Source organism: Sphingobacterium alimentarium (genome assembly GCF_004342685.1).
Lineage (GTDB): Bacteria > Bacteroidota > Bacteroidia > Sphingobacteriales > Sphingobacteriaceae > Sphingobacterium > Sphingobacterium alimentarium.
The window spans coordinates 1-22076 of record NZ_SMBZ01000013.1 but is presented as its reverse complement, the minus strand read 5'-3'; the positions used below and the strand labels follow the sequence as shown (position 1 = coordinate 22076).

The window sequence follows — 22076 nt, the reverse complement described above, 5'->3', positions numbered from 1 at the left end:
AGGTAATAAACTGTGCTGAAGGCACTACATATTAAACAAGCTGTGGGGGATGCCAAACGGAAAAGGGAAAATCAGAAACAGGCGGTGTTGGCATTGTTCCTAATTTTCTTTGGGGTTCTTTTACTGAATGTGTAACCGAAAAATGAAAAGTAATTAAAACAAATCCCGTACAGGTATTACAGCTAAAAAAAGGCGAACAACAACCCTTATTGCAATCTTGGTCTTCCTGTCCGTTTTGTCCTTGCTCGGTTGTATGCTCCTGCATACATTTATCCTCAATAAAAGTCGGTACTGCTGATAACAGCAATACATAAACGGCTAATATTAAAGATATAAATTTCATTTTGCGAAGATAGTAAATAAACATTGTCCAATAAATATATATATCCTCTTTTTTCCATCTCTATAACGCCACTCACCGCCAAACAATTCCACTGACTGCCACTTTGTTATAACGCCTTCATTTCTGAAACATCTTTGTCTTGAAAGCCCGCAAGGTGCGGGATAAACAGTAACAAATTAATGTGTTTCAATTATGGAAAAACAGAGAAAAAAAGTTTTGCTGGCAGCCGTAGCTATGCTGTCAGGAATTTATGCGTTCGCACAGGGAAACGGTTCGGCCGGTATCAACGAAGCTACCCAAATGGTAACAAGCTATTTCGACCCCGCAACCCAATTAATCTACGCCATCGGTGCGGTGGTTGGGCTCATAGGAGGCGTTAAGGTGTACAACAAATTCAGTTCGGGCGACCCCGACACATCGAAAACTGCGGCGAGCTGGTTCGGTGCGTGTATCTTCTTAATCGTGGCGGCTACCATCCTGCGTTCATTCTTCCTTTAATCCTTTGCTTTATGAACAGTTACAACATAAACAAAGGCATTGGCAGGACGGTAGAATTTAAAGGGTTGAAAGCACAATACCTATTCATTTTCGCAGGTGGGCTGCTCGGTACGCTTATCCTCGTGATGATACTGTATATGGCAGGCGTAAACTCTTACATCTGCCTGTTCCTCGGAGCAGGCGGAGCTTCGCTCATTGTATGGCAAACCTTTTCACTGAATAGGAAATATGGCGAACACGGATTGATGAAGATAACCGCCAATAAACGGCATCCCCGTTACATCATCTGTCGCAAGCCTGTACACCGCTATTTAAAATTCACTTCTAAACAGAATGCCGTATGAGAAATGTAGCAAAGACCACCACATTGGAAAGCAAGTTTCCTTTGCTAGCAGTAGAAAACAACTGCATTCTTTCCAAAGATGCAGACATTACCGCCTGTTTTGAAGTGCGTTTACCGGAACTATTTACGGTAGCCTCTGCGGAATATGAGGCCATTCATTCCGCCTGGCACAAAGCTATCAAGACTTTGCCGGATTTTACGATCATCCACAAACAGGATTGGTACATCAAAGAAAGTTACGCTCCCGATTTGGCAATAGAAGACCAGAGTTTTTTGGCTAAATCTTATCAACGCCATTTCAATGAGCGACCGTTTTTAAATCATTACTGCTATCTCTTTTTAACCAAGACAACCAAAGAGCGTATGCGTTTGCAAAGTAATTTTTCATCACTTTGCAAAGGTTCAATAATACCAAAGGAAATCAGGAACAAGGAAACGATACACCGTTTTATGGAAGCGGTGGCACAGTTTGAACGTATCGTAAACGATAGCGGTTTTGTAACCCTAAAACGCCTGACCGAAGAAGATATTATCGGTACGGACGAAAAACAGGGATTGCTGGAACAGTACCTTACCCTTTCGAGGGAAGCCGGAACACCGATGCAGGACATCGCACTCGGAACAGAAGAAGTCCGTATCGGGAACAAAAGGTTGAGCCTGCACACTTTATCCGATACTGACGATTTACCCGGAACGGTATCGGCTGATACCCGTTTTGAAAAGCTATCTACCGACCGTAGCGATTGCCGTTTGTCATTCGCCGCACCTGTGGGCTTGTTGTTAAACTGCAACCACATTTACAACCAATATTTATTTTTGGATAACAGCGAAGCCAATCTACAAAAGTTTGAGAAGTCCGCAAGGAATATGCACTCACTGGCTCGTTACAGCCGTGCCAACCAAATCAACAAAGAGTGGATAGAAAAGTACCTCAATGAAGCACATTCGTTTGGTCTATCTTCCGTAAGGGCACACTTCAACATTATGGCGTGGTCGGAAGACCCTACTGAACTGAAACAGTTGAAGAATGATTGCGGTAGTGCTTTGGCTTTAATGGAATGCAAGCCACGTCATAACACTACAGACGTAGCTACTTTGTATTGGGCAGGAATGCCGGGCAATGCTGGCGATTTTCCGAGTGAGGAAAGCTTTTACACGTTCATAGAGCCAGCTTTGTGCTTTTTTACAGAAGAAACCAATTACCATAATTCACCATCGCCATTCGGGATAAAAATGGCTGACCGATTAACGGGGAAGCCTATCCATTTGGATATTTCAGATTTGCCGATGAAACGTGGAATTATTACCAATCGTAATAAGTTCATACTCGGTCCATCAGGTTCTGGTAAATCTTTCTTCACAAACCATATGGTACGACAGTATTACGAACAAGGCGCTCACGTTTTGCTTGTTGACACTGGTAATTCTTATCAAGGATTATGCGAACTCATCAAAGGTAAAACCAAAGGCGAAGACGGTGTTTACTTCACCTATACCGAAGATAATCCGATTGCTTTTAATCCTTTCTATACCGATGATGGCGTGTTCGATATTGAGAAGCGTGAAAGTGTCAAGACTTTGATATTGACGCTTTGGAAACGTGATGATGAACCACCAACTCGCTCAGAAGAAGTAGCATTATCAAATGCTGTATCAGGCTATATCGAACGCATCAAACAAGAAGATGTTTACCCATCATTCAACGGCTTCTATGAGTATGTAAAAGGCGATTACCGAAAGGTACTCGAAGAAAAACAGGTAAGGGAGAAAGACTTTGACATTGCCAATTTCCTGAACGTACTCGAACCCTACTACAAAGGTGGTGAGTATGATTATCTGTTAAACTCTGATAAGCAGTTAGACTTGTTGAGTAAGCGTTTTATCGTATTTGAAATTGATGCGATTAAAGACCACAAAATCCTCTTTCCCATAGTTACCATTATCATTATGGAAGTCTTCATTAACAAGATGCGTAGGCTGAAAGGTATTCGCAAACTCATCTTAATTGAAGAGGCTTGGAAAGCGATTGCCAAAGAAGGAATGGCAGAATACATCAAGTACCTCTTTAAGACTGTTCGCAAATTCTTCGGAGAAGCGATTGTCGTAACGCAAGAGGTCGATGATATTATCCAATCGCCCATCGTCAAAGAAAGTATCATCAATAACTCTGACTGTAAAATCCTCTTAGATCAACGCAAGTATATGAACAAGTTCGATGATATACAGGCGATGTTGGGGCTTACAGATAAGGAAAAAGGGCAGGTACTTTCTATCAATATGAACAACGATGCAAGCCGACTTTACAAAGAGGTTTGGATAGGCTTAGGTGGTACGCACTCGGCAGTCTATGCCACCGAAGTTAGTTTGGAGGAATACCTTGCTTACACCACCGAAGAAACCGAAAAAATGGAAGTGATGCAGCTTGCTGCTGAACTGGACGGCAATGTAGAACTCGCCATCAAGCATATCGCAATGCAAAGGCGTGACAAAATAAATCAATAATCAATTAACATTTTAAAATTTAGAAGCAATGAAAAAAATCTTTTTTACAGTGTGTACGGCATTAATGCTCGCCGTAGCACCGTCAGCTAAAGCCCAATTTGTAGTAACTGACCCTGCAAATCTGGCATCAGGAATTATCAACAGTGCGAACGAAATCATACAGACTTCTTCCACCGTGAGCAATGTGGTAAAGAACTTCAACGAAGTGAAGAAAGTGTACGACCAGGGCAAGGAATATTACGATAAGCTGAAAGCTATCAACAACCTTGTGAAAGATGCCCGTAAAGTACAGCAAACCGTATTGTTGGTAGGCGATGTGTCCGAAATATATGTTCAGAACTTTGGAAAAATGATGAACGACCCCAATTTTACACCACAGGAATTGGTTGCAATCGGCAACGGTTATTCGGCACTGCTCAATGAAAGTACCGAACTGCTGAAAGAATTGAAGCAGATTATAACCTCGTCAAGTCTTTCCCTGAACGATAAAGAACGTATGGATGTAATTGACCGTGTGTACAAAGAAGTTAAGGATTACCACAGCCTTGTTCGCTACTACACGAATAAGAACATTTCTGTAAGCTATCTAAGAGCGAAAAAGAAAAACGACGCACAGAGAGTGCTTGAACTCTACGGAACTTCTAACCAAAAATACTGGTAAAAATGGAATGGGATAATCTTCACGAACTCCTTCGTTCACTTTACGATGATATGATGCCACTTGCTGGTGATATGGCGGCTGTGGCTAAAGGATTGGCTGGATTGGGTGCGTTGTTCTATGTAGCATTAAAGGTTTGGCAGGCTTTAAGCCGAGCCGAGCCTATCGATGTATTCCCGTTGTTGCGTCCGTTCGCTTTGGGGCTTTGCATAATGTTCTTCCCAACCATTGTGTTGGGAACCATTAATGCAGTATTAAGTCCGGTGGTTACAGGAACCCACGCCATACTCGAAGACCAGGTGCTTGATCTCAACAAACTGCAACAGCAGAAAGACCAATTAGAATACGAAGCAATGGTCAGAAATCCCGAAACCGCCTATATGGCATCAGACGAAGAGTTTGATAAAAAGCTGGATGAATTGGGCTGGTCGCCATCGGACGTTGGTACAATGGCAGGAATGTATATGGACAGGCAAGCCTACAAGATAGAGAAAGCAATAAAGGATTGGTTTCGCAATTTATTGGAAATACTCTTTCAGGCGGCGGCTTTAGTTATTGATACCATACGAACATTTTTCCTGATAGTCCTTTCGATACTGGGGCCAATAGCTTTTGCTATTTCCGTTTGGGACGGATTTCAGTCCACGCTCACGCAATGGATCACGAGGTATGTTAGTGTTTACCTGTGGCTTCCTGTTTCCGATTTGTTCAGTTCGATGTTGGCAAGAATACAATCCCTCATTTTAGAACGGGATATAGCAATGCTTGCCGATCCAACTTACATACCCGATACGAGCAATACGGTGTACATCATCTTTATGATTATCGGTATCGTTGGCTACTTCACAATTCCAACAGTAACAGGTTGGGTAATCCAAGCCGGAGGTGCAGGAAACTTTACTCGTAATGTAAATCAAACAGCGATGAAGGCAGGAAACCTTGCAGGTGCTGGTGCAGGATCTACAGTAGGAAACATTGGCGGTAAACTGATGAATAAATAACAATAAATCATTAAAAAAATGGAATTTAAAACGCTAAGAAATATCGAAAACAGCTTTAGGCAGATAAGATTATATGCCATTGTGTTTGCGGTTCTCTGCATTGGCGTGGTAGGATATGCCGTATGGCAGTCCTACCGTTTTGCAGAAGAACAACGCCAAAAAATCTATGTATTGGATAACGGAAAATCTTTAATGCTTGCCTTATCGCAGGATGCGAGCATCAACCGACCTGTAGAAGCAAGGGAACACGTCAGACGTTTTCACGAACTGTTCTTTACACTTGCTCCCGACAAAAACGCTATAGAAAGCAATATGAGCAGGGCATTCAATCTTGCCGACAAAAGTGCCTTCGACTACTATAAAGACTTATCGGAAAAAGGCTATTACAGTCGTATTATATCAGGAAATGTACAGCAACGCATCGAAGTAGATAGTGTGGTCTGCAATTTCGATACACATCCTTATGCGGTACGAACCTATGCAAAACAATTCATCATTCGGTCAAGCAATGTAACCAGACGTAACTTAATTACTTCCGGCTACCTAGTCAACTCCGTTCGCTCTGACAACAACCCACAAGGCTTCAATATCGAAAAATTTGCAGTCGTGGAAAACAGGGATATAGAAGTCATCGAACGCTAAAAAATAATCTTATGGAAGCATTATCAGATTTAAACACGTTCGCAAAAACCCTTACAGAAAAAGGATATAACGGCTATTTCCATACGCAGGGTGCGTATGCCGGAAAGTTGAAAGACAGTATCAGCGATTACCTTGAAAGCTGCCAAAAAGGTGCAGATACTTTGCCTAAACAAGACTTGTTGTTGACAGGCTACCTACAATGGTCGGGAGAAGACAAGCCAAGTGTAGAATGCAGTATGTGGGTAAATTATCTGAACGGCAAATTCTCACTCAACAGAATGGAGGTGGCAAGAAAAGACCAATTTGGGCAATTGCTAAAAAAATCGGAACTGACAAACCTCTCTTTAATAGTCGTACCCAATGCAGTTGAGGTAATTGCTTTGGTTAATGATGAACAAAAGCAAAATGTGGGTAAAATCTCCAAGCGGTTCAAGCTCTAACATCATCATAAAAAATTAAGAGTATGAAAAAACTAAGAGCAAATATGGATAGGTATTTTGATAAGCTCGACGAACGTTGGCAGGCATTGCCAGTGCGCAAGCAGCACCAATATACCCTGTACTTTTTTGTGGGATATCTACTGCTTACCGCAGGTGTAATTTTCAAAGTCTGGTACGATACCTCAAAGTCTGGAAACGATATGATCATAGAGCATATCGAAAATCCTGTCCTCAAAAAAAATGGAAGTCCTGCAAGATTGCAGGATAGTGTATCAACAATTTTAAAAAATCAAATTTATGAAAGAAAATGAGAACAAAAAATCGGTTGTTCGGGTAACGGAGGGGAACTCGACAGCAACTGCTGATGTGTTGCAAGACGGCACACAGAATAATAAGGAGAAGCTCAAAAAGCCCTTAATTTTCGGCTTAATGGCGATTGTTTTCGTGGGTTGTATGTACCTCATATTTAAACCATCCGAAGACAAAAAGACAATTGAAAATGTAGGGCTGAACGATGCGGTACCAGAGGCTACTGGAACTGGAATGCCTGCAGACAAAGGCAAGGCGTATGAACAGGAAATGCTCGAACGCAAAGAGCAGGAAAAACGCAATGCATTGGCTACACTTTCAGACTACTGGAATACAGAAGACAAAGAAGAGCCAACCGACGAACCGTTTAATGAAGAAGAGGAAAACAACAGCTTTGGCGGTAGTGGGAGAAATTCGGCAAGAAGCAGTAACCCTGCTTTGAACAGCTATCGAAATAGCCAAAGCGCATTGAGTTCCTTTTATCAAGATGATAACGCTGAAACAATGGAACTGCGTAAGCAGGTGGACGAATTGAAAGAAAAATTATCAGAAAAGGATGTGCCACCTGTGGCCACAGTTGATGACCAATTGAAGCTAATGGAGAAATCCTATGAAATGGCAGCAAAGTATCTGCCAAAAAATGCGAATACCGAAAATTCAACACCTGCTAATGGTGCTGTTCCGGATGCTATTAGTGCTATGGCTACTAACCAAAAAGAGCATTTTGTATCGTTCACATCAGCAAGAAAAAATACAGTATCAGCCCTTTACCGTGAACCATCGGGCAGTGCTTTTTTAGCGGATTGGAGCGAAACAAAGAACCGTGGGTTTTATACCGCTGGCTCTTTGGAACAAATGGCACAACCCAAAAACAGTATCAAAGCCTGTGTACACGATGCCCAAACAGTAGTTGGCGAAACAGGTGTGCGTTTACGATTATTAGAGCCTGCAAAAACACCGAGCCGTACCATTCCAAAAGGAACGATTTTAACGGCTAATGCGAAATTTCAGGGAGGGCGTTTACAACTAAAAGTTACCTCGATAGAACTGGAGGGCAATATCATCCCGGTAGATATAACCATTTACGATTTGGACGGACAGCAAGGCTTGTACGTTCCGTATTCGCCGGAAATGAATGCCCTTACCGAAATGGCAGGCAATATGAGCCAAACTGGTGGAACGAGCGTAATGCTCACGCAGAATGCCGGACAGCAGGTTGCAGCAGATCTTAGTCGTGGCGTGGTACAGGGAATTTCGGGCTATTTTGCTAAAAAGGTAAGAACCCCAAAAGTTACGCTGAAAGCAGGACATCAAGTCTTCTTGGTATCTAAACAATAATGTTGAATTCAAACAAATAAAACAATGAAAAATATTTTAAAAACCTTTTGGGCTATTGCCCTCATACTCGGCTTTGCCGTACAATCTTTTGCACAAGACAGCATCAGAACTCCGCTTGCATTAGGCAAGATAGAACCGTATAAAATGGAAGTTACCTACGATAAAACTTCGCACTTGATTTTTCCGACCGCTATCCGTTATGTGGATTTGGGAAGCGAATATCTAATTGCAGGAAAAGCAGAAGATGCGGAAAACGTGTTGCGTGTAAAAGCAACGGTAAGGGATTTCGAACCTGAAACCAATTTTTCGGTCATTACGAATGACGGACGTTTTTACAGCTTTAATGTGTATTACAGTTCTTACCCGGAGGCAATGAGCTACGACCTACTTACAATGCAAAAGGCAGTGGATAAAGCCAATGGAAACGATGTGCTTTTTGAAGAATTGGGCAATAATTCGCCTTCACTAGCAGGCTTGCTATTAGAAACAATTTACAAAAATGATAATCGGATTGTAAAGCACATTGGGGCTAAGAGTTTCGGCATTCAGTTTATTCTCAAAGGCATTTATATCCACAACGGCAAATACTATTTCCATACGGAATTGAGAAATAAAACCAATGTGCCTTTCCAGATTGATTTTATCAATTTCAAAGTAGTAGATAAAAAGGTAGCCAAACGTACTGTGGTACAAGAACGCCCGATGATACCCCTCAGAACTTACAAGCCTTTGGACGAGATTGGCGGGAAACTAACCGAACAAAACGTGTTCCTGTTAGACCAATTTACCATTGCCGATGACAAGGTACTGTTGATTGAGATTTTCGAGAAGAACGGTGGCAGACATCAAACTTTGCAGGTAGAAAATTCGGATTTGATAAAAGCTCGTTTAATAAACGATATGCACCTAAAATTTTAATAACATTTTAATCCAATAATATGAAAAAGTATATCTATACCGTGATGCTCATCTTGATGGCCATCACGGTTACACAGGCACAAAGAATGCTCCCAAAACAGAAAGGACTGGAAGTAAGTACAGGTGTAGTATCCAACGATAAAATTGGCAATGATTATTACCTCAATATTGGAATGACCGTGAACGGTAAAAACGGGAACTATCAGCTTTGGGCATTGGAATACACCCACCAATACCACGACTACAAAGACCTCCGCATACCGCAGGAAACCTACACTTCCGAAGGCGGCTACAGTTTCTTCCTTTTGGGCGATACTCGTAAAAACATTACGCTGAACTTCGGAATAACAGGTGTTGTCGGTTATGAAAGCATCAATCGTGGCGAAGCGATGTTGTATGACGGAGCAAAGATTTTGAGCGAGGATAACTTCATCTACGGAGCTGGTGGACGGCTCACTCTTGAAACATATCTATCAGACCGTTTTGTGTTAATCCTGCAAGGACGCACAAAAGTATTTTGGGGTACAGACTTAGAGCAATTCCGACCATCCGCAGGTGTGGGATTAAGGTTTAATTTTTAAAAACTTAAAACAATGATAGCAATATTTAATAAATTCAGAATAGGATTAGTGCCGATATATGTAATGCTGGCAATCCTAACAGCTTCGGTAACTTTAGTATCTTGTAGTAAAGATGATGAACTCGAAATACAGAACGATTTTCCTTTCGAGGTAAACGTGATGCCAGTTCCAAAAGATGTAGCCAATGGACAAACGGTAGAAATACGCATTGCCATACAGCGAACAGGCAATTACAGCAACACACAGTATTTTCTTCGCTATTTCCAATTTGACGGACAAGGCACATTGCGGTATTACGATGAGCAACCATATTTACCGAACGATTTATACCCATTACCCACAGAGCAATTTCGGTTGTACTATACTTCAACATCTGCCGTTTCGCAATCCTTTGATGTTTGGATTTCGGACAGCTTTGGAAATGAAAAACAGATAAGTTTTCAGTTTAATAGTGCTGATTAAAAACAATGAAATCCTGCCACAAAAAGCAGGATTTCTCTTTTTAAGGGATATTAAAACTGTTTTTTTTTGTAAATTTAAAAAGTAGATTTTAAGTGTTTTGTTATGGTCGCATCATTGGTTATAGGAATAATATTTTTGATTGCAGGTTTAGGACTTCGCTATTGGCTTAACCGACGAAAGTTTTACAGGCGTGGTCCGATGGGAGCCGAAGGTTTTTCATCTTATGAAAGTTCGGTTTTCATTAAATTTATTGAAAAGGTTGGTAAATGGATAGCTTATGGATTGATTATATTTGGACTTTTATCACTTTGGGTTTATTCTCGTGAGAAAAAAGATAGGGAAATCCAAAACATGGAAATCCAGAAACAGAATTAATCATTTTTAAATGACAAAATCCTTTGATGACATAACCTTGCGAAATATATCTGACATTATATCAAATCTATTAACGCATACAAAAATCACAGAACATTTAGCTGGTGCTAATATTTCTCAATCGCAAATTGGTACAAACAAAACCGACAGACTTTTTTATGCATTAAAAGAAAAGCAAATACAAGACAATTGTGGAAATAATGTATTGGCATTTGTAGTTAGGTTATTAAATCCTAAAAGATATAATTCCGAAGACGAATTTGAAAGAGACAGAACAACTATCAATGAAAAATTAGTTTACGAAGGGATAGAAATTGATAAAACCGGACAACCCCGACTAGTTGAAAAAGCTAAAACCATTTCAGAAGCTAAAAGCAGGTCACTTAAAATCAAAGAAAAAGTACACGGTATCGGAGTTCATTCAGAAATTTTACCATACTGCGAAGCCGAATGGCTGAAAGAAAATTATTTTCACTCTATACTAGAAATCACAAAAAGTGTTGCGGAAAGACTTAGGCAGAAAAGTGGCTATACTTCAGATGGAGCAGATCTGGTTGATGATTGTTTTGCTTTAGGAAAAGACAAAAGACCTATGCTTGCTTTTAATATGCTGAATAATCCAAGCGAAGAAAGTGAGCATAAGGGTTTCGGCAACTTCTGTAAAGGATTTTTTTCTATGTACCGAAATCCAAAAGCGCATAACCCGAAAATATTAGAAGACACTCAACTTTCAGAAATGACTGAAGTATTGGTTGTAGCTACAATTATTCATAACAAACTTGATTACACTTATAAAACAGGACTTAAATAGCGCAAATCGGATAACCCAAAAGTTATCCGATTTTTTAACTTACAAATCGGTGCATATAAAAGATGAGAGTTTTAGAGGTAAATAAATTTCGTCTGGACTGTGTTTTATGTAATCTTCTTTATCATAGTCCCACATAAAGCCAGGTCTGATTAAAGTAAAATCGTTTGTTTTATTTACGTACTGAACGTAGCTATAACCCCAAGGCGATTTGTAAATAATTTGCCCGTTAACTGCTGATGTATCAAAGTTCTTATCTTCAATCTGTTCAATCACTTTTATAAACGAAGGACATAGTCTTTCGTAAAATATCTCTAAGTTTTTTTCAAATACTTTTGTTCTGTTTTTCAGCTCGGAAATTCTAATATTAATTTTGGATTTTAATTCTACAAAATTGCTATTGAAATCATCTACATTCCTACAACCTAAATAATGAAGTGCATTTAAAGCCATAGTAAAAAAGTAATGTAATTCATCATCTTTCCATCGATTGTTAATTAAGCAAACAATTGTATTTATGAGTGCCTCTTTTTTTAGTTCCTCGATTTTCTTTTTTGTATAGTCAAATTCATACGCTTTAAATCCGCTTCTTGCCAGCATCAAAAAGTCGCCAATTAAATTTAAACAACAATCCTTTACATTGTTATTGTCATAATCGTCTACAAATGGTAAATAACTGAAAAAATGGTGCGTGTCTTGTTCGTCATACTTTGCAGATTTCCCTCCGTATTCACTTATCAACTCAAGAGCGATTAAATATTTAGTCAAATCTGTAAGTGTAGGCCTATATGTTTTTGGTCGACTATTCCCATAGAGAATTTCTTGTTGGTAATTGTAAAGGTTATCAAAGTAGTTCATCAACTTTCTTTTTTCAGATTTAAGAATGACAAAAGAGAGGTTACGAACCGTTGCCACTTCTCCTTCCTCATTTCCATTTATGTTGCCTAAATCGTCTTCTTGCTCATCAATACTTATATCAGCTTGTTTATTTGTTGAATTTCCATTTAAATTGATGAACTTCAAAACATCTAAAACACGTAGGGAAAGAGAAGAGAGTAGAAGGTTTTTTTCAAATCCAGAATTTTCTATTGCTTTATAGGAAGAGAGATCGTAAAGTTTTTCAGGTTCTTTGTCATCATTCAGCTTTGTAAACGTGCTTCTCCTACTATCTAAAAAGCTGGCTCCTGTTTCATTTTCTGTTTCATCAAAGATTGCATAATGCAACAAGTCGAGAACTTTGCTCAGCTCTCCATTTTGGATTTCGCTATAAATTTTTTCAATTTCCTCTGTCTTTGGATTAGGATGCGTTTTTGCCAAGAGGAAATAATCTGAAATCAAAAGTTTATTAGAGATAATCTCTTCACTAATATTTGTCAATTGCACATATTGGAAAGTGCCTAATTCTAAATTGAGTTTTGTTTTTAGTTCTTTCTCATAATTTGAGAATGTTTTGGAATACAAAAATCGGTTTTGTTTATCGAAGAAAACAACCTTAAATTCATCGGTATAGGTGCCATTGGAATGAAGTATAAATTCATCATAAATCAACTCTGCCGATAGCAGTTGTAGTTTAAATTGATTATTCTCGATTATAGTTTCATAAATTGATTTACTTGTAGTCGTTGTAAATTCATCAAGGGTTTTACTATTGCTTGTTTTCAGTTTTATGCCTAATTGATTTAACAGTCCACCTTTTTCTGACTGAATAAGAAGTGAAACTTCTGCATTTGAATTTTTGCCCAATAATCCCAATCCTGCAGGTGTAATATTGGCACTACCGAACAAGCAAAACTCTTTTCCATTTTTTGTCTTGAAATGAATAATCTTCCCGTGAAGTTTTGATTTTGAGTTTCCAGATTTTGCATATTGGATTTTGCTTACGCCTGCATCACACCAATCGTAAAATGTAAACGCTTTGCTCACTTGCATTGCAGAAGGGATTAAACCACTTTCATCCAATATGACTTTTACTATGGCTGAAGGAAAAAGAGAATTAAGTTCTTGCAATACTTTCCCATTTTTGTCATAATATGGAGAAATGGTAGTTATTTCTACTACTTTCTCATTGCTAAGATGTTTTAAAAGTTCGTTCCAAATAGAAGTTGTTTCAGTATTAAACAGGAAAGCAACCTTCTCTTTTTGCGACGTTTCGAAAAATTGAAATGGTTTTGTCTTTGGCAATTCATTCAGCCATTTAGAATGTTCAAGTATCCATTTTGTAGTTTTTTCATTCATCTGTCCTTTAACTGACGATGAAAGAATTGATAGATAATCCCAAGCTGACGAAAAGACTGATGAATTTTCGGTTGAACGAATATCAAAATGAAATGCTCCCCAAATCTCATCATTGTTGCCATTTCCAGAATTTGTAAGGTTTCCAGAACCAACAATAAGCAATCCTTCTTTTTCACCAAACAACATCCAAATTTTTGGATGGAATACTGACTTTTGAAAAACAGGATAAAGTGAATAACCGGCAGAAAGTTGCATTTCTTCTCCTGTCGCTTGTTGCATTAACTCTGAATAATAATGTCCATCAATAAAAACGTTGATGTTTCTCACGCCACAAGAACGCAACCATTTCATTGCTTTCATTTCAAAAAAATAAAAGTCAAAGCTGAAGGTAGTAAGAATTGCAGAATGATATCTTCTGCTTCCTATCAATGTTAGTATGTTTTCTCTTTCTAGTATCATCAGTCAATCAAAAGTTTCTTATGTAATGGCGATAAAACCCTTTGGTCGTTGATTACCTGTAAATCAAACATTATGTTTTGCAAGGCGTTCATTCTTGGCGATGTGTTTCTTGGAGGAAATGTATCTATGAAACGGATGTATTGTTCCTCAATAAAAAATTTGTGAGTAGCCTGTGAGCCGTTGCCCATTTTTCTGAGTGCAACCATTGAGTGCCTGTAAATAATTTTGCGTAAAATAAATTGTTCAACAAAATCTTGAAGTGTATCGTTTTCTGCTGTGTGAACTGTCAAGATACCATCAACCATATTCCCATCCCTTTCTATCTTTTTTCTGCTCATAAATTCTTTCAATGGATGAAGTTGCTCTCTATTATTTTTGAATATTTGAAGCAAAAGAATAAAGCCATATTTTGCTACTATAACAGGGTCGTTTGTTCCATCAATTTCCTTTTTGATGTTTTCCTCATCTTCTGTGTCAGGGATTAACTCCAAAATTTCTGCAAGTGAACTTGTTGGCTCTGTAGCTTGCTTTAGCTCTTTGCATATTTCATTTGTAATACTGCTTGAAAATTTCTTTACAAACAATGGTAGATATTGGTCTTGTTGGAAATCGTAAAGATGTTGTAATACAGCCCAAAACATCGTGCCGCAACTGTACTGCCAATACTCATTTAATTGATAGCAGTACCAACCAATATTAGTTTCCGTTTCAGGATAACCATTTGTTCCCAATTTCTTTCGGTAACTTTCCAATAGAAATCTATACCAGTCGTAATTATTTTCATTTTTAACAGCTGTATTTAAGAGCGACAAAATTGTTTCCCTTCTGTGAAAAGTAAAACGTTCTTCCATTTCTTGACTTGGTTCGTCTTTGTCCAAAAGCATTTCCACATATAGTTGCCATTCGGCATTTTCTGTTTGTATCGTGTCAATCGCAAAATATTTTATCAGTTCTGAAATATCAGAGTGGTAAAGTTTTCCTTTTTTAATATTACTATAAAATAACTCTTTTATTTGTGGTGACAATGAAACTTCAAAAGCCTCGGCTAATTGTTCCCCAGAAACTTTTTGTCTTGGGTGTGGTTTACTAATGTTGTAAATAACATCTCCATCATCATTTATTGCTGTAATAATTAAGGAAAGTGCCTGCATTGCTCCGTAATAATATTGTCCGAATGCACCGGACGGATATTTCCAATAAACATTTTTATCGGTATTGTCCTTGTCTGCTCCTTCGGCTAAGTCAAAATAAGTTTCCTCAGCTGTATTTATTAGGTTTGAAGCAAAGTTACTTCCTGTTATCTGTTGAACTCCTTTACGCTCGCTTTGCATAATTATGGCAATCATCAATTCAGCTCTGCGGATAAAACGATATTGTTCTTTTGAGTTGCCTTTCTTCTCGGTCTTGAAATAGAAGTCTAAAAGCCAACAATAAAACCCATAATAACGGAGACGATTAGTCAAATTGGAAATTCCAGGCAACATAGTGGCGTAAGTCGCTTCTGAGGTTGTTTGAAGGCCTAACGGGTCAAGTCCAGTGATTAGATTTATTGATGCTCCCCAAAACGGATAATTTGAATTGCCTTTTTGTAATACTGCCATTTAAAATTAATTTATCAGTAACCTATATTCTTCAAATTTACAAAATAAACTATCTTGAAATTTATATCGTGGCGACAAATACTACCTTTCAACGACAATCAATACAACATTTTCCAAGCCTTTACAAATCCTTGATAAATTCGACTTCCACAGCAAAATTGAGCAAAAAATGGAAGTTATCGCAATACAAAAATCCGTATTGGACGGAATGAAAAATGAACTGAAAGCACTTTTGGAATTGACCGAAAATGCCACACTGAAATACACTTCAATTTTTAAAGAAGAAAAATGGCTCGATAACCAGGAAGTGTGCCTGATGATGGATATTACCAAACGGACTTTGCAGACCTACAAGGACAAAGGCTTATTGCCTTATTCCAAACTAAACTGGAAGAATTATTATAAACGCTCGGATGTACAGGCTTTGCTCGAAGCCCACCAACCTTAAAATACCAATGACAATGGATTTATTGACGAATGAGAATGAAGAAATCATTTCCCATCAAGAAATGATTTTGATGTTGAGAAACCGTATTGAAAGCATATTAAAAAACTATCGTCCTGTAATGAATGGAGAAATTTATTTGTCGGGCGAAGATGTATGCAAACTGTTACACATTAGCAAACGCACTTTACAGCAATATCGTGATGATAATATCCTGCCTTATATTCAGATTGGTGGCAAAATTATTTATAAGGAAACAGATTTGATGACAATATTGGAGCAGAATTATATCAATCACAAAACTAATTCAGACTAAGCTTTTTTGTTGCATTAATACATCTAATAGCAAGAGTTTAGTATCTTTGCTATGTAAAATATAGAAATACTTAAAGTGTTTTTGCTTTAAGTCCCACATTGAAAACTGGTAATTTTTAGACAACGGGACAATAAGGAAGAACGCTCATGCCATAGGCGTGGGCGCTCGCTTATTCGTTGTCGGGTATACCAGTGCCTCAATGTGCGGTAAGTGTAGTTGCCTGCGCTTTCTTTTTGTGCAGGGCTACATCAACTTTAAAAAAGTATGATGATATGAAAACTGGTACATCCCAACAAAAAATTACACTCGCCTTTATCAATGATAAAAGCCCAATTTTAGATTTCATTTGTAAAGACCTCATTGCTTCAGGAACTGAAGTCTTATTTCGTTCGGAAAGCATTGAAGATGGACTATCACAATTATCTTCATTAAATGAACTCCCAAAAATTTGTATTATCGACCTTGATTTTTACAACAAGAATGTTTTTGTTGAACTTCAAGAATTAAGAACAAAATATCCAACTATAAAACTTATTGCACATAGTGATATTGATGATGAGAAAGTGGGTAAATATCTTTTAGATATTGGTTTTTCAAGTTACTTGCTGATTGGTAATGATGCGGAATATTTTAGAAAAGTAATAGAAGCCGTTATCAATTAGGATAAAATTCACTAATTCTCATACAAAATACTAGCGATTTTTTTATCATTTAGTACAAACCTTATCTGCTCATATTTTTGAATAGGGAGCATATCCTGTTCTGTAGCTGGCGGAAAATATTTTATTCCAATAGTCACGTTGGGTAAACTAAAACTCCAAGATGACCTGATTTTAAAATTCTTACCACACAATTGTTGATCGGATGAGTTCAGATACTCTTTGAATTTTGAAAGCCCTTCGATTTCAAATAATGTTTTCCAGTTTTTACGAACTTCAAAAATGATATTTTCGTCAAGATTTTTCAGGATACTACTTTCATCGGAACTGTTAAAGGCGTTTATAAAATCTCTGATGATTTTTCGTGGTTGTTTTTGAATTTCTCTGATTTCTTTCTTTTTGTTTTCAAGATAAGTGCTAAAATCCTTGTCAACCAATTCAGATAACTTATAGTATCCTGAATGAAAAGCTTCTAATGGAGATTTGTATAATCTATCAAAAAATGTTGCTTCATCCGTTTCATTGGTTTTAAAATGATCCAGAAGCAAAAAACCTTTTTCTTCAGTAGCACTGTTAACACCATCTGCAATATTTACAAAGTAGTACTGCTCTTTATCTTCAAACAAGACTTTGATTTTAGGGTTGAACTTTTCAGGATTATTTACCGATGCTTTTACAAGATATTTCGTTTCATCCAAAGGATTTTCAATCCGTCTTCCCCAGCCATCAGTCGATAATTCTGATTGGTATCGGGATATTTGAACCCGTATTTCCTTCCGTCCTTTTTCAAGGTCGGTGGTAAATTCATATCCAGGAAAAGAATTGAGAATAGCCGTGTCTAATTCCCATTCCTCATAATCACTTGTAAAATTTATTTGATAGCTAAATTCATATTCCCGAATGTAAACCGGAAATTGGAACTTGTTACCGACGATTGTTTGCTCTAATAAGGTAATATCGGATTTCCTGTTTACGGTTATTGAGATTTCAGTTTCAATCATTTTGAAATTTATTTTTACTGACAGTTTTAAAGTAATGCCATTTTTTTGTTCAAACCATTGTGCTTGAGAGTAGAAAGGAAATCAAGTGAAGACTGCTTAATCATTGTCGTCACCCAATTGGTCAATGTATTTCAAAATTAGATTTACTTGTTTGTCCTCGGATTTTGTAGAGGATATTTTTTCAATAATTTTGATCCTATCTTCTTTTGGTAATTTATTGAACGATTTTAAAACACCCGAATTTCTAAAAGTATCTAATATTTCTTTTTCTGTAATCGGCTCCTTTGAAGTCAATAAGTAAAGTGTCACAGTTACAGTGTCGCCACCACTTTTGCTGATTGCTTTCCTGATTTTGTCATTAATTGAAATTAGCTTGTCTTGTCCTCCAATCGTAAACAAATTAATACTGTCAATTGTGTAGTTGTCAATTGTACCAGATACTTTCAATGAGCCCCATTTTCCTACGATATGTTTAGTGTTAGGTACTTGGATGTGATATGTCCAAGCACCTTTACCTGCTTCATATTTCAATTCGAGCTCCTTGTTCTTTACTAAGTATTTCATCTTTTATGACCTGTATTATAGCTTTACCGCTAACCCCTTAATTTAGAAAATTTGGGTATTTTGTTTAGGAATTAGTCTATTTGTTTTAAGGACAAATTTAATGAATTAGATGCTAGGGTTATGGCAAATATTCTATTATAAACCATCATTAATCAGGCGACGTTCTTTTGCTTCTCCTATGTTTGTATAATATAATCTAAGTGAAGAAGGGCGAGAGCAGATTTTGCTTTAAATCCAAGCGGGGTAATCGGAATTTAAGGAAAGTAATGCACTTTCCGGCACTGGCTGCAATCAGGACTGATGAAAGATTCAGAGATATTTTCTTAAGAATAGTTTCAAGGCATGGGATTAAAATGAAGGCTATAGTTGCCATCCAAAGGAAATTATTGGAATTGACATACATATTATGGAAAAGTAATGCCTATTATGATTCAGAATATGAACGCAAAATAATCTCATCAGAAGTTATAACATTACCATAATTAAGGAAATAGCCCCAACACAGTTCCTTACAATTTTAAAGTGTATTAGCTTACTAGCTATTATGTCAGGATTTTACATGCATAATTTTAATAGATCTTCACTACAAAGTGACACGGATTTATTACCCAAATTAAGCTTATTTCATAGATTTAGAACCCATCTATGAGGCAGAGTAAGTTAATATTGGTAAATTGCGATATTTAACTTTTACATTTAAAACATGAAGGATAAGATCAATTTAAATATTTTCAAAGACTTTGTTCAATCAAGTAATTTTGGAGGTTTCCTCCTTTTTTTATGCGTAGTGATTTCAATGATAGTGGCAAATACATCAATGGCCGTTCCGCTACAAAATTTATTGGACACAAAGCTGGGGTATGAAAATGAAGCCATACACCTCAATTATTCCGTAAGTATGTGGATCAACGACGGATTGATGGCAATCTTTTTTCTGTTGGTAGGTCTGGAAATTAAGAGAGAAATTGTTGAAGGAGAACTCTCTTCTCCTAAAAAAGCAATCTTGCCTATCCTTGCTGCTATCGGTGGAGCAGTTGTCCCCGCATTGATTTATTTATATTTTAATTCAGGAACCCCGACAGCTTCCGGCTGGGGTATTCCCATGGCTACCGATATTGCTTTTGCATTGGCCGTAATTTCGCTGTTAGACAAAAGAGTACCAACCAGTTTAAAAATATTTTTAGCGGCTTTGGCGATAGTGGATGACCTCATAGCTATTTTAGTAATTGCCATTTTCTATTCATCCGGAATTGAGTTAGGCTATCTAGGCTATGCCGGAATTGGAATACTAGTACTGATTTTGATGAACCGATTCAATATTAAGAATCCCTATCTATATCTAATACCAGGAGTGTTTATATGGTATTTTGTGCATCATTCTGGCATTCATGCCACTATAGCAGGTGTACTGGTAGCGATGACCTTGCCAACCAATGATACAGAAGTTGAATCTCCGTTAGAGAAACTAGAACATGCACTTGTAAAACCTGTTAACTTTCTAATTATTCCCATTTTTGCATTCGCCAATACAAATATTACAATTCATCAGGAAATGATAGAAGGACTGACTTCCCCTTTAGGTTTAGGTATTTCACTGGGATTGATTTTTGGTAAGCCCATTGGCATTGTTGTAACCTCTTTGATATGCTCTAAATTAGGGATAGGTCAACTTCCTGCAAACAGTAACTTTATTCACATTATTGGCTTAGGATTATTAGCTGGAATAGGTTTTACAATGTCCATATTTATATCTATGCTTTCATTTGACAATCAGGTTTTCATTGAAGAGGCCAAGCTATCTGTTTTAATAACATCACTCATTGCGGGTATAATAGGATATGTGATTTTGAATTTATCAAGTAGAAGAAAGAGTAAGAAGACTGAAATTTAAATTCAGTCTTTTTTACTATAATATTTCTCCTTTAGCCATAAACTTGCCTTTACCAATAATATCAGTACCGGAACTTCTACCAGTGGGCCGATAACACCCACAAATGCCTGTGGCGAATGAATGCCGAAAATCGATATTGCTCCGGCTATTGCTAATTCAAAATTGTTTCCTGTGGCTGTAAATGCGATGGATGCGTTTTTGTCGTAAGGAACTTTAAGAGATTTATTGATAAAGAAGCTCACGAAAAACATCAACACAAAATAGATGATTAGCGGTATGGCTACTTTTACTACATCCATTGGTAATTCCAATATTTTATCGCCTTTCAAGCTGAACATTAATACTATCGTAAACAGTAAAGCGTACAAGGTAATTGGCGATATTGCGGGGACGAATTTTCGGTTATACCATTCTATACCTTTTGATTTTATAAGGAAGTAACGGCTTAAAAAACCTGCTAGGAATGGAATACCTAAATATATCAATACGCTTTCGGTAACATCTTTCATGGATACGCTTACATTGAAATTGGCTAATCCTAATTTTGCAGGTAATACGTTGATGAATAACCAAACTAAAAAGCTGTAAGTAAATATCTGGAAGATGCTGTTTAATGCAACTAACATAGCTGTATATTCTCTGTTTGCTTTAGCTAAGTCACTCCAGACGATGACCATGGCAATACATCTTGCCAAACCGATAAGAATTAAGCCTGTCATATAATCGGGTTCGTTACGTAAAAACAAAACCGCTAATCCAAACATCAATAGCGTGCCGATTACCCAATTGAGCAATAAGGATATGCCAATTACTTTTTTATCTCTAAATGCTTTGGGCAATAAGGAATAATCAACCTTTGCCAAGGGGGGGTACATCATTAATATCAATCCTATTGCCAATGGAATATTGGTAGTGCCAACAGATAAGCTGTTGGTAACATTAGAAATATTGGGAAAGAAATGACCCAAACCCACGCCAATTGCCATTGCAAGGAATATCCATAAAGTAAGGTATCTGTCTAAGAATTTTAATTTTGGTTGCATTGCTAATTTGTAAGTTCTTTATATTGGTTTGATGTCAATAAGTCTTCTAATTCTGTAATGTCTTTTATTTCAATTTTAATCAACCAACCGTCTTTATAAGGATGGTCGTTTATGAGTGTTGGTGCTTTCAAAAGTAGTTCGTTCGTTTCAGTGATTTTACCCGATACAGGCATAAATAAATCACTGACCGTTTTAACTGCTTCAACAGAGCCGAATACTTCGTCCTGCTGAAAACTATATCCAACGTTTGGTAAATCCGCATATACGATTTCGCCCAATTCACTTTGCGCAAATTCTGTAATGCCTATTGTACCTGTGTTGTCCTGTATGCTTATCCAGGTATGTTCTTTTGAATACTTTCTTTCGGTTGGAAATTCCATTTTTATAAATTTTAGATTAGTAACCTCTTCTTAAATTTTCTGCGTATTCGTTTGGTAAAATGCTTTCTTCAACTGCTTTTGCAGCCCTTTCAATATCATAATCAAAGCGTATAAATTCTACACTGATACTATCTTTGTCCAACACAGAACTGTTTTCATTAATCGTAAACATTACATAACCGCCTCTTACATCGCTGTCCTTCGGTTTACCAACCGAACCGATATTAATGGCGTGTCTGAAATGATTTTGACCGTCAATACCCG

At 37.4% G+C, this 22076-nt stretch carries 26 protein-coding genes and 1 pseudogene; 19 read left to right on the top strand and 8 right to left on the bottom strand.

The window, feature by feature from the left end; translation table 11 throughout:
• Nucleotides 1-31: 31 nt before the first annotated feature.
• Complete coding sequence (locus EDC17_RS06600) at nt 32-343, bottom strand: hypothetical protein (RefSeq protein ID WP_026706464.1); 312 nt, start codon at nt 341-343, stop codon at nt 32-34.
• Between the two features lie 192 nt (nt 344-535).
• On the opposite strand from EDC17_RS06600, the gene EDC17_RS06595 reads away from it, so the two are divergent.
• The 14 genes from EDC17_RS06595 to EDC17_RS06530 all read left to right on the top strand — a co-directional run bounded on the left by EDC17_RS06595 (nt 536) and on the right by EDC17_RS06530 (nt 11221).
• Nucleotides 536-841, top strand: a complete 306-nt coding sequence (locus EDC17_RS06595) for a DUF4134 domain-containing protein (RefSeq protein ID WP_037438482.1) — start codon at nt 536-538, stop codon at nt 839-841.
• Nucleotides 842-852: 11 nt separating this feature from the next.
• Nucleotides 853-1185 carry a DUF4133 domain-containing protein gene (locus tag EDC17_RS06590; RefSeq protein WP_037438481.1) on the top strand — a complete coding sequence of 111 codons (333 nt, stop codon included), beginning with the start codon at nt 853-855 and terminating at the stop codon, nt 1183-1185.
• On the top strand, nt 1182-3686 hold the full coding sequence (locus EDC17_RS06585; protein WP_037438480.1) for a TraG family conjugative transposon ATPase: 2505 nt from the start codon (nt 1182-1184) through the stop codon (nt 3684-3686). Before EDC17_RS06590 ends, EDC17_RS06585 begins: the two co-directional genes overlap by 4 nt.
• 28 nt (nt 3687-3714) lie before the next feature.
• Nucleotides 3715-4347: a DUF4141 domain-containing protein gene (locus EDC17_RS06580; RefSeq protein ID WP_037438479.1), complete on the top strand. Its 633-nt coding sequence runs from the start codon at nt 3715-3717 to the stop codon at nt 4345-4347.
• 2 nt (nt 4348-4349) lie between these two features.
• On the top strand, nt 4350-5345 hold the full coding sequence (traJ, locus tag EDC17_RS06575; RefSeq protein ID WP_037438478.1) for a conjugative transposon protein TraJ: 996 nt from the start codon (nt 4350-4352) through the stop codon (nt 5343-5345).
• A gap of 18 nt (nt 5346-5363) precedes the next feature.
• The gene (traK, locus tag EDC17_RS06570) at nt 5364-5987 is read left to right on the top strand and encodes a conjugative transposon protein TraK (protein ID WP_037438477.1); all 624 of its coding nucleotides are present in this window, start codon (nt 5364-5366) and stop codon (nt 5985-5987) included.
• Nucleotides 5988-5998: 11 nt separating this feature from the next.
• Nucleotides 5999-6427, top strand: coding sequence for a hypothetical protein (locus EDC17_RS06565; protein ID WP_037438476.1), 429 nt, complete (start codon nt 5999-6001; stop codon nt 6425-6427).
• A 23-nt stretch (nt 6428-6450) separates the two neighbouring features.
• Nucleotides 6451-6738 (top strand): hypothetical protein, encoded by a 288-nt coding sequence (locus EDC17_RS06560; protein ID WP_002978260.1) that lies wholly within the window; start codon nt 6451-6453, stop codon nt 6736-6738.
• Nucleotides 6725-8074, top strand: coding sequence for a conjugative transposon protein TraM (traM, locus tag EDC17_RS06555; RefSeq protein WP_132777331.1), 1350 nt, complete (start codon nt 6725-6727; stop codon nt 8072-8074). Before EDC17_RS06560 ends, traM begins: the two co-directional genes overlap by 14 nt.
• Before the next feature lie 24 nt (nt 8075-8098).
• The gene (gene traN, locus EDC17_RS06550) at nt 8099-8992 is read left to right on the top strand and encodes a conjugative transposon protein TraN (protein ID WP_037438474.1); all 894 of its coding nucleotides are present in this window, start codon (nt 8099-8101) and stop codon (nt 8990-8992) included.
• A 20-nt stretch (nt 8993-9012) separates the two neighbouring features.
• Entirely contained in the window at nt 9013-9573 is a 561-nt protein-coding gene (locus EDC17_RS06545) for a conjugal transfer protein TraO (protein ID WP_037438473.1), read from the top strand.
• A gap of 12 nt (nt 9574-9585) precedes the next feature.
• Entirely contained in the window at nt 9586-10035 is a 450-nt protein-coding gene (locus EDC17_RS06540; protein ID WP_074964051.1) for a DUF3872 domain-containing protein, read from the top strand.
• 102 nt (nt 10036-10137) lie between these two features.
• Nucleotides 10138-10410 (top strand): molybdenum ABC transporter permease, encoded by a 273-nt coding sequence (locus EDC17_RS06535; protein ID WP_003002444.1) that lies wholly within the window; start codon nt 10138-10140, stop codon nt 10408-10410.
• A 10-nt stretch (nt 10411-10420) separates the two neighbouring features.
• Nucleotides 10421-11221: a TIGR02391 family protein gene (locus EDC17_RS06530; RefSeq protein WP_037438472.1), complete on the top strand. Its 801-nt coding sequence runs from the start codon at nt 10421-10423 to the stop codon at nt 11219-11221.
• A 39-nt stretch (nt 11222-11260) separates the two neighbouring features.
• Here the strand turns inward: EDC17_RS06530 and EDC17_RS06525 are convergent, their stop codons facing one another.
• A complete protein-coding gene (locus EDC17_RS06525) occupies nt 11261-13912 on the bottom strand; it encodes a phospholipase D-like domain-containing protein (RefSeq protein WP_037438471.1) in 2652 nt (883 codons plus the stop codon).
• A complete protein-coding gene (locus EDC17_RS06520; protein WP_037438470.1) occupies nt 13912-15513 on the bottom strand; it encodes a hypothetical protein in 1602 nt (533 codons plus the stop codon). The genes EDC17_RS06525 and EDC17_RS06520 overlap by 1 nt, the downstream gene beginning before the upstream one ends.
• Nucleotides 15514-15682: 169 nt before the next feature.
• Between EDC17_RS06520 and EDC17_RS06515 the strand changes: the two genes are divergently transcribed.
• The 3 genes from EDC17_RS06515 to EDC17_RS06505 all read left to right on the top strand — a co-directional run bounded on the left by EDC17_RS06515 (nt 15683) and on the right by EDC17_RS06505 (nt 16936).
• Entirely contained in the window at nt 15683-15961 is a 279-nt protein-coding gene (locus EDC17_RS06515; protein ID WP_132777330.1) for a helix-turn-helix domain-containing protein, read from the top strand.
• A gap of 13 nt (nt 15962-15974) precedes the next feature.
• Nucleotides 15975-16274, top strand: coding sequence for a helix-turn-helix domain-containing protein (locus EDC17_RS06510; protein WP_037438468.1), 300 nt, complete (start codon nt 15975-15977; stop codon nt 16272-16274).
• Between the two features lie 272 nt (nt 16275-16546).
• A complete protein-coding gene (locus tag EDC17_RS06505) occupies nt 16547-16936 on the top strand; it encodes a response regulator transcription factor (RefSeq protein WP_037438467.1) in 390 nt (129 codons plus the stop codon).
• An 11-nt stretch (nt 16937-16947) separates the two neighbouring features.
• Here the strand turns inward: EDC17_RS06505 and EDC17_RS06500 are convergent, their stop codons facing one another.
• Both EDC17_RS06500 and EDC17_RS06495 read right to left on the bottom strand, forming a co-directional pair.
• A complete protein-coding gene (locus EDC17_RS06500) occupies nt 16948-17934 on the bottom strand; it encodes a hypothetical protein (RefSeq protein ID WP_037438466.1) in 987 nt (328 codons plus the stop codon).
• A 96-nt stretch (nt 17935-18030) separates the two neighbouring features.
• Complete coding sequence (locus tag EDC17_RS06495; RefSeq protein ID WP_037438465.1) at nt 18031-18498, bottom strand: DUF1905 domain-containing protein; 468 nt, start codon at nt 18496-18498, stop codon at nt 18031-18033.
• A 200-nt stretch (nt 18499-18698) separates the two neighbouring features.
• On the opposite strand from EDC17_RS06495, the gene EDC17_RS06490 reads away from it, so the two are divergent.
• Together EDC17_RS06490 and nhaA are read left to right on the top strand one after the other, a co-directional pair.
• Entirely contained in the window at nt 18699-18980 is a 282-nt protein-coding gene (locus tag EDC17_RS06490; RefSeq protein WP_262496547.1) for a transposase, read from the top strand.
• A gap of 221 nt (nt 18981-19201) precedes the next feature.
• Nucleotides 19202-20389, top strand: coding sequence for a Na+/H+ antiporter NhaA (gene nhaA, locus EDC17_RS06485; protein WP_002978293.1), 1188 nt, complete (start codon nt 19202-19204; stop codon nt 20387-20389).
• 2 nt (nt 20390-20391) lie between these two features.
• On the opposite strand, the gene arsB is transcribed toward nhaA, so the two are convergent.
• From arsB to EDC17_RS06470, 3 genes and pseudogenes are all read right to left on the bottom strand, one after another.
• The gene (gene arsB, locus EDC17_RS06480) at nt 20392-21432 is read right to left on the bottom strand and encodes an ACR3 family arsenite efflux transporter (RefSeq protein ID WP_132777329.1); all 1041 of its coding nucleotides are present in this window, start codon (nt 21430-21432) and stop codon (nt 20392-20394) included.
• Between the two features lie 2 nt (nt 21433-21434).
• Nucleotides 21435-21812, bottom strand: coding sequence for a glycine cleavage system protein GcvH (gcvH, locus tag EDC17_RS06475; RefSeq protein WP_002978297.1), 378 nt, complete (start codon nt 21810-21812; stop codon nt 21435-21437).
• 16 nt (nt 21813-21828) lie between these two features.
• Nucleotides 21829-22076 (bottom strand): annotated as a pseudogene (locus EDC17_RS06470) (YfcE family phosphodiesterase); the annotation flags it as partial.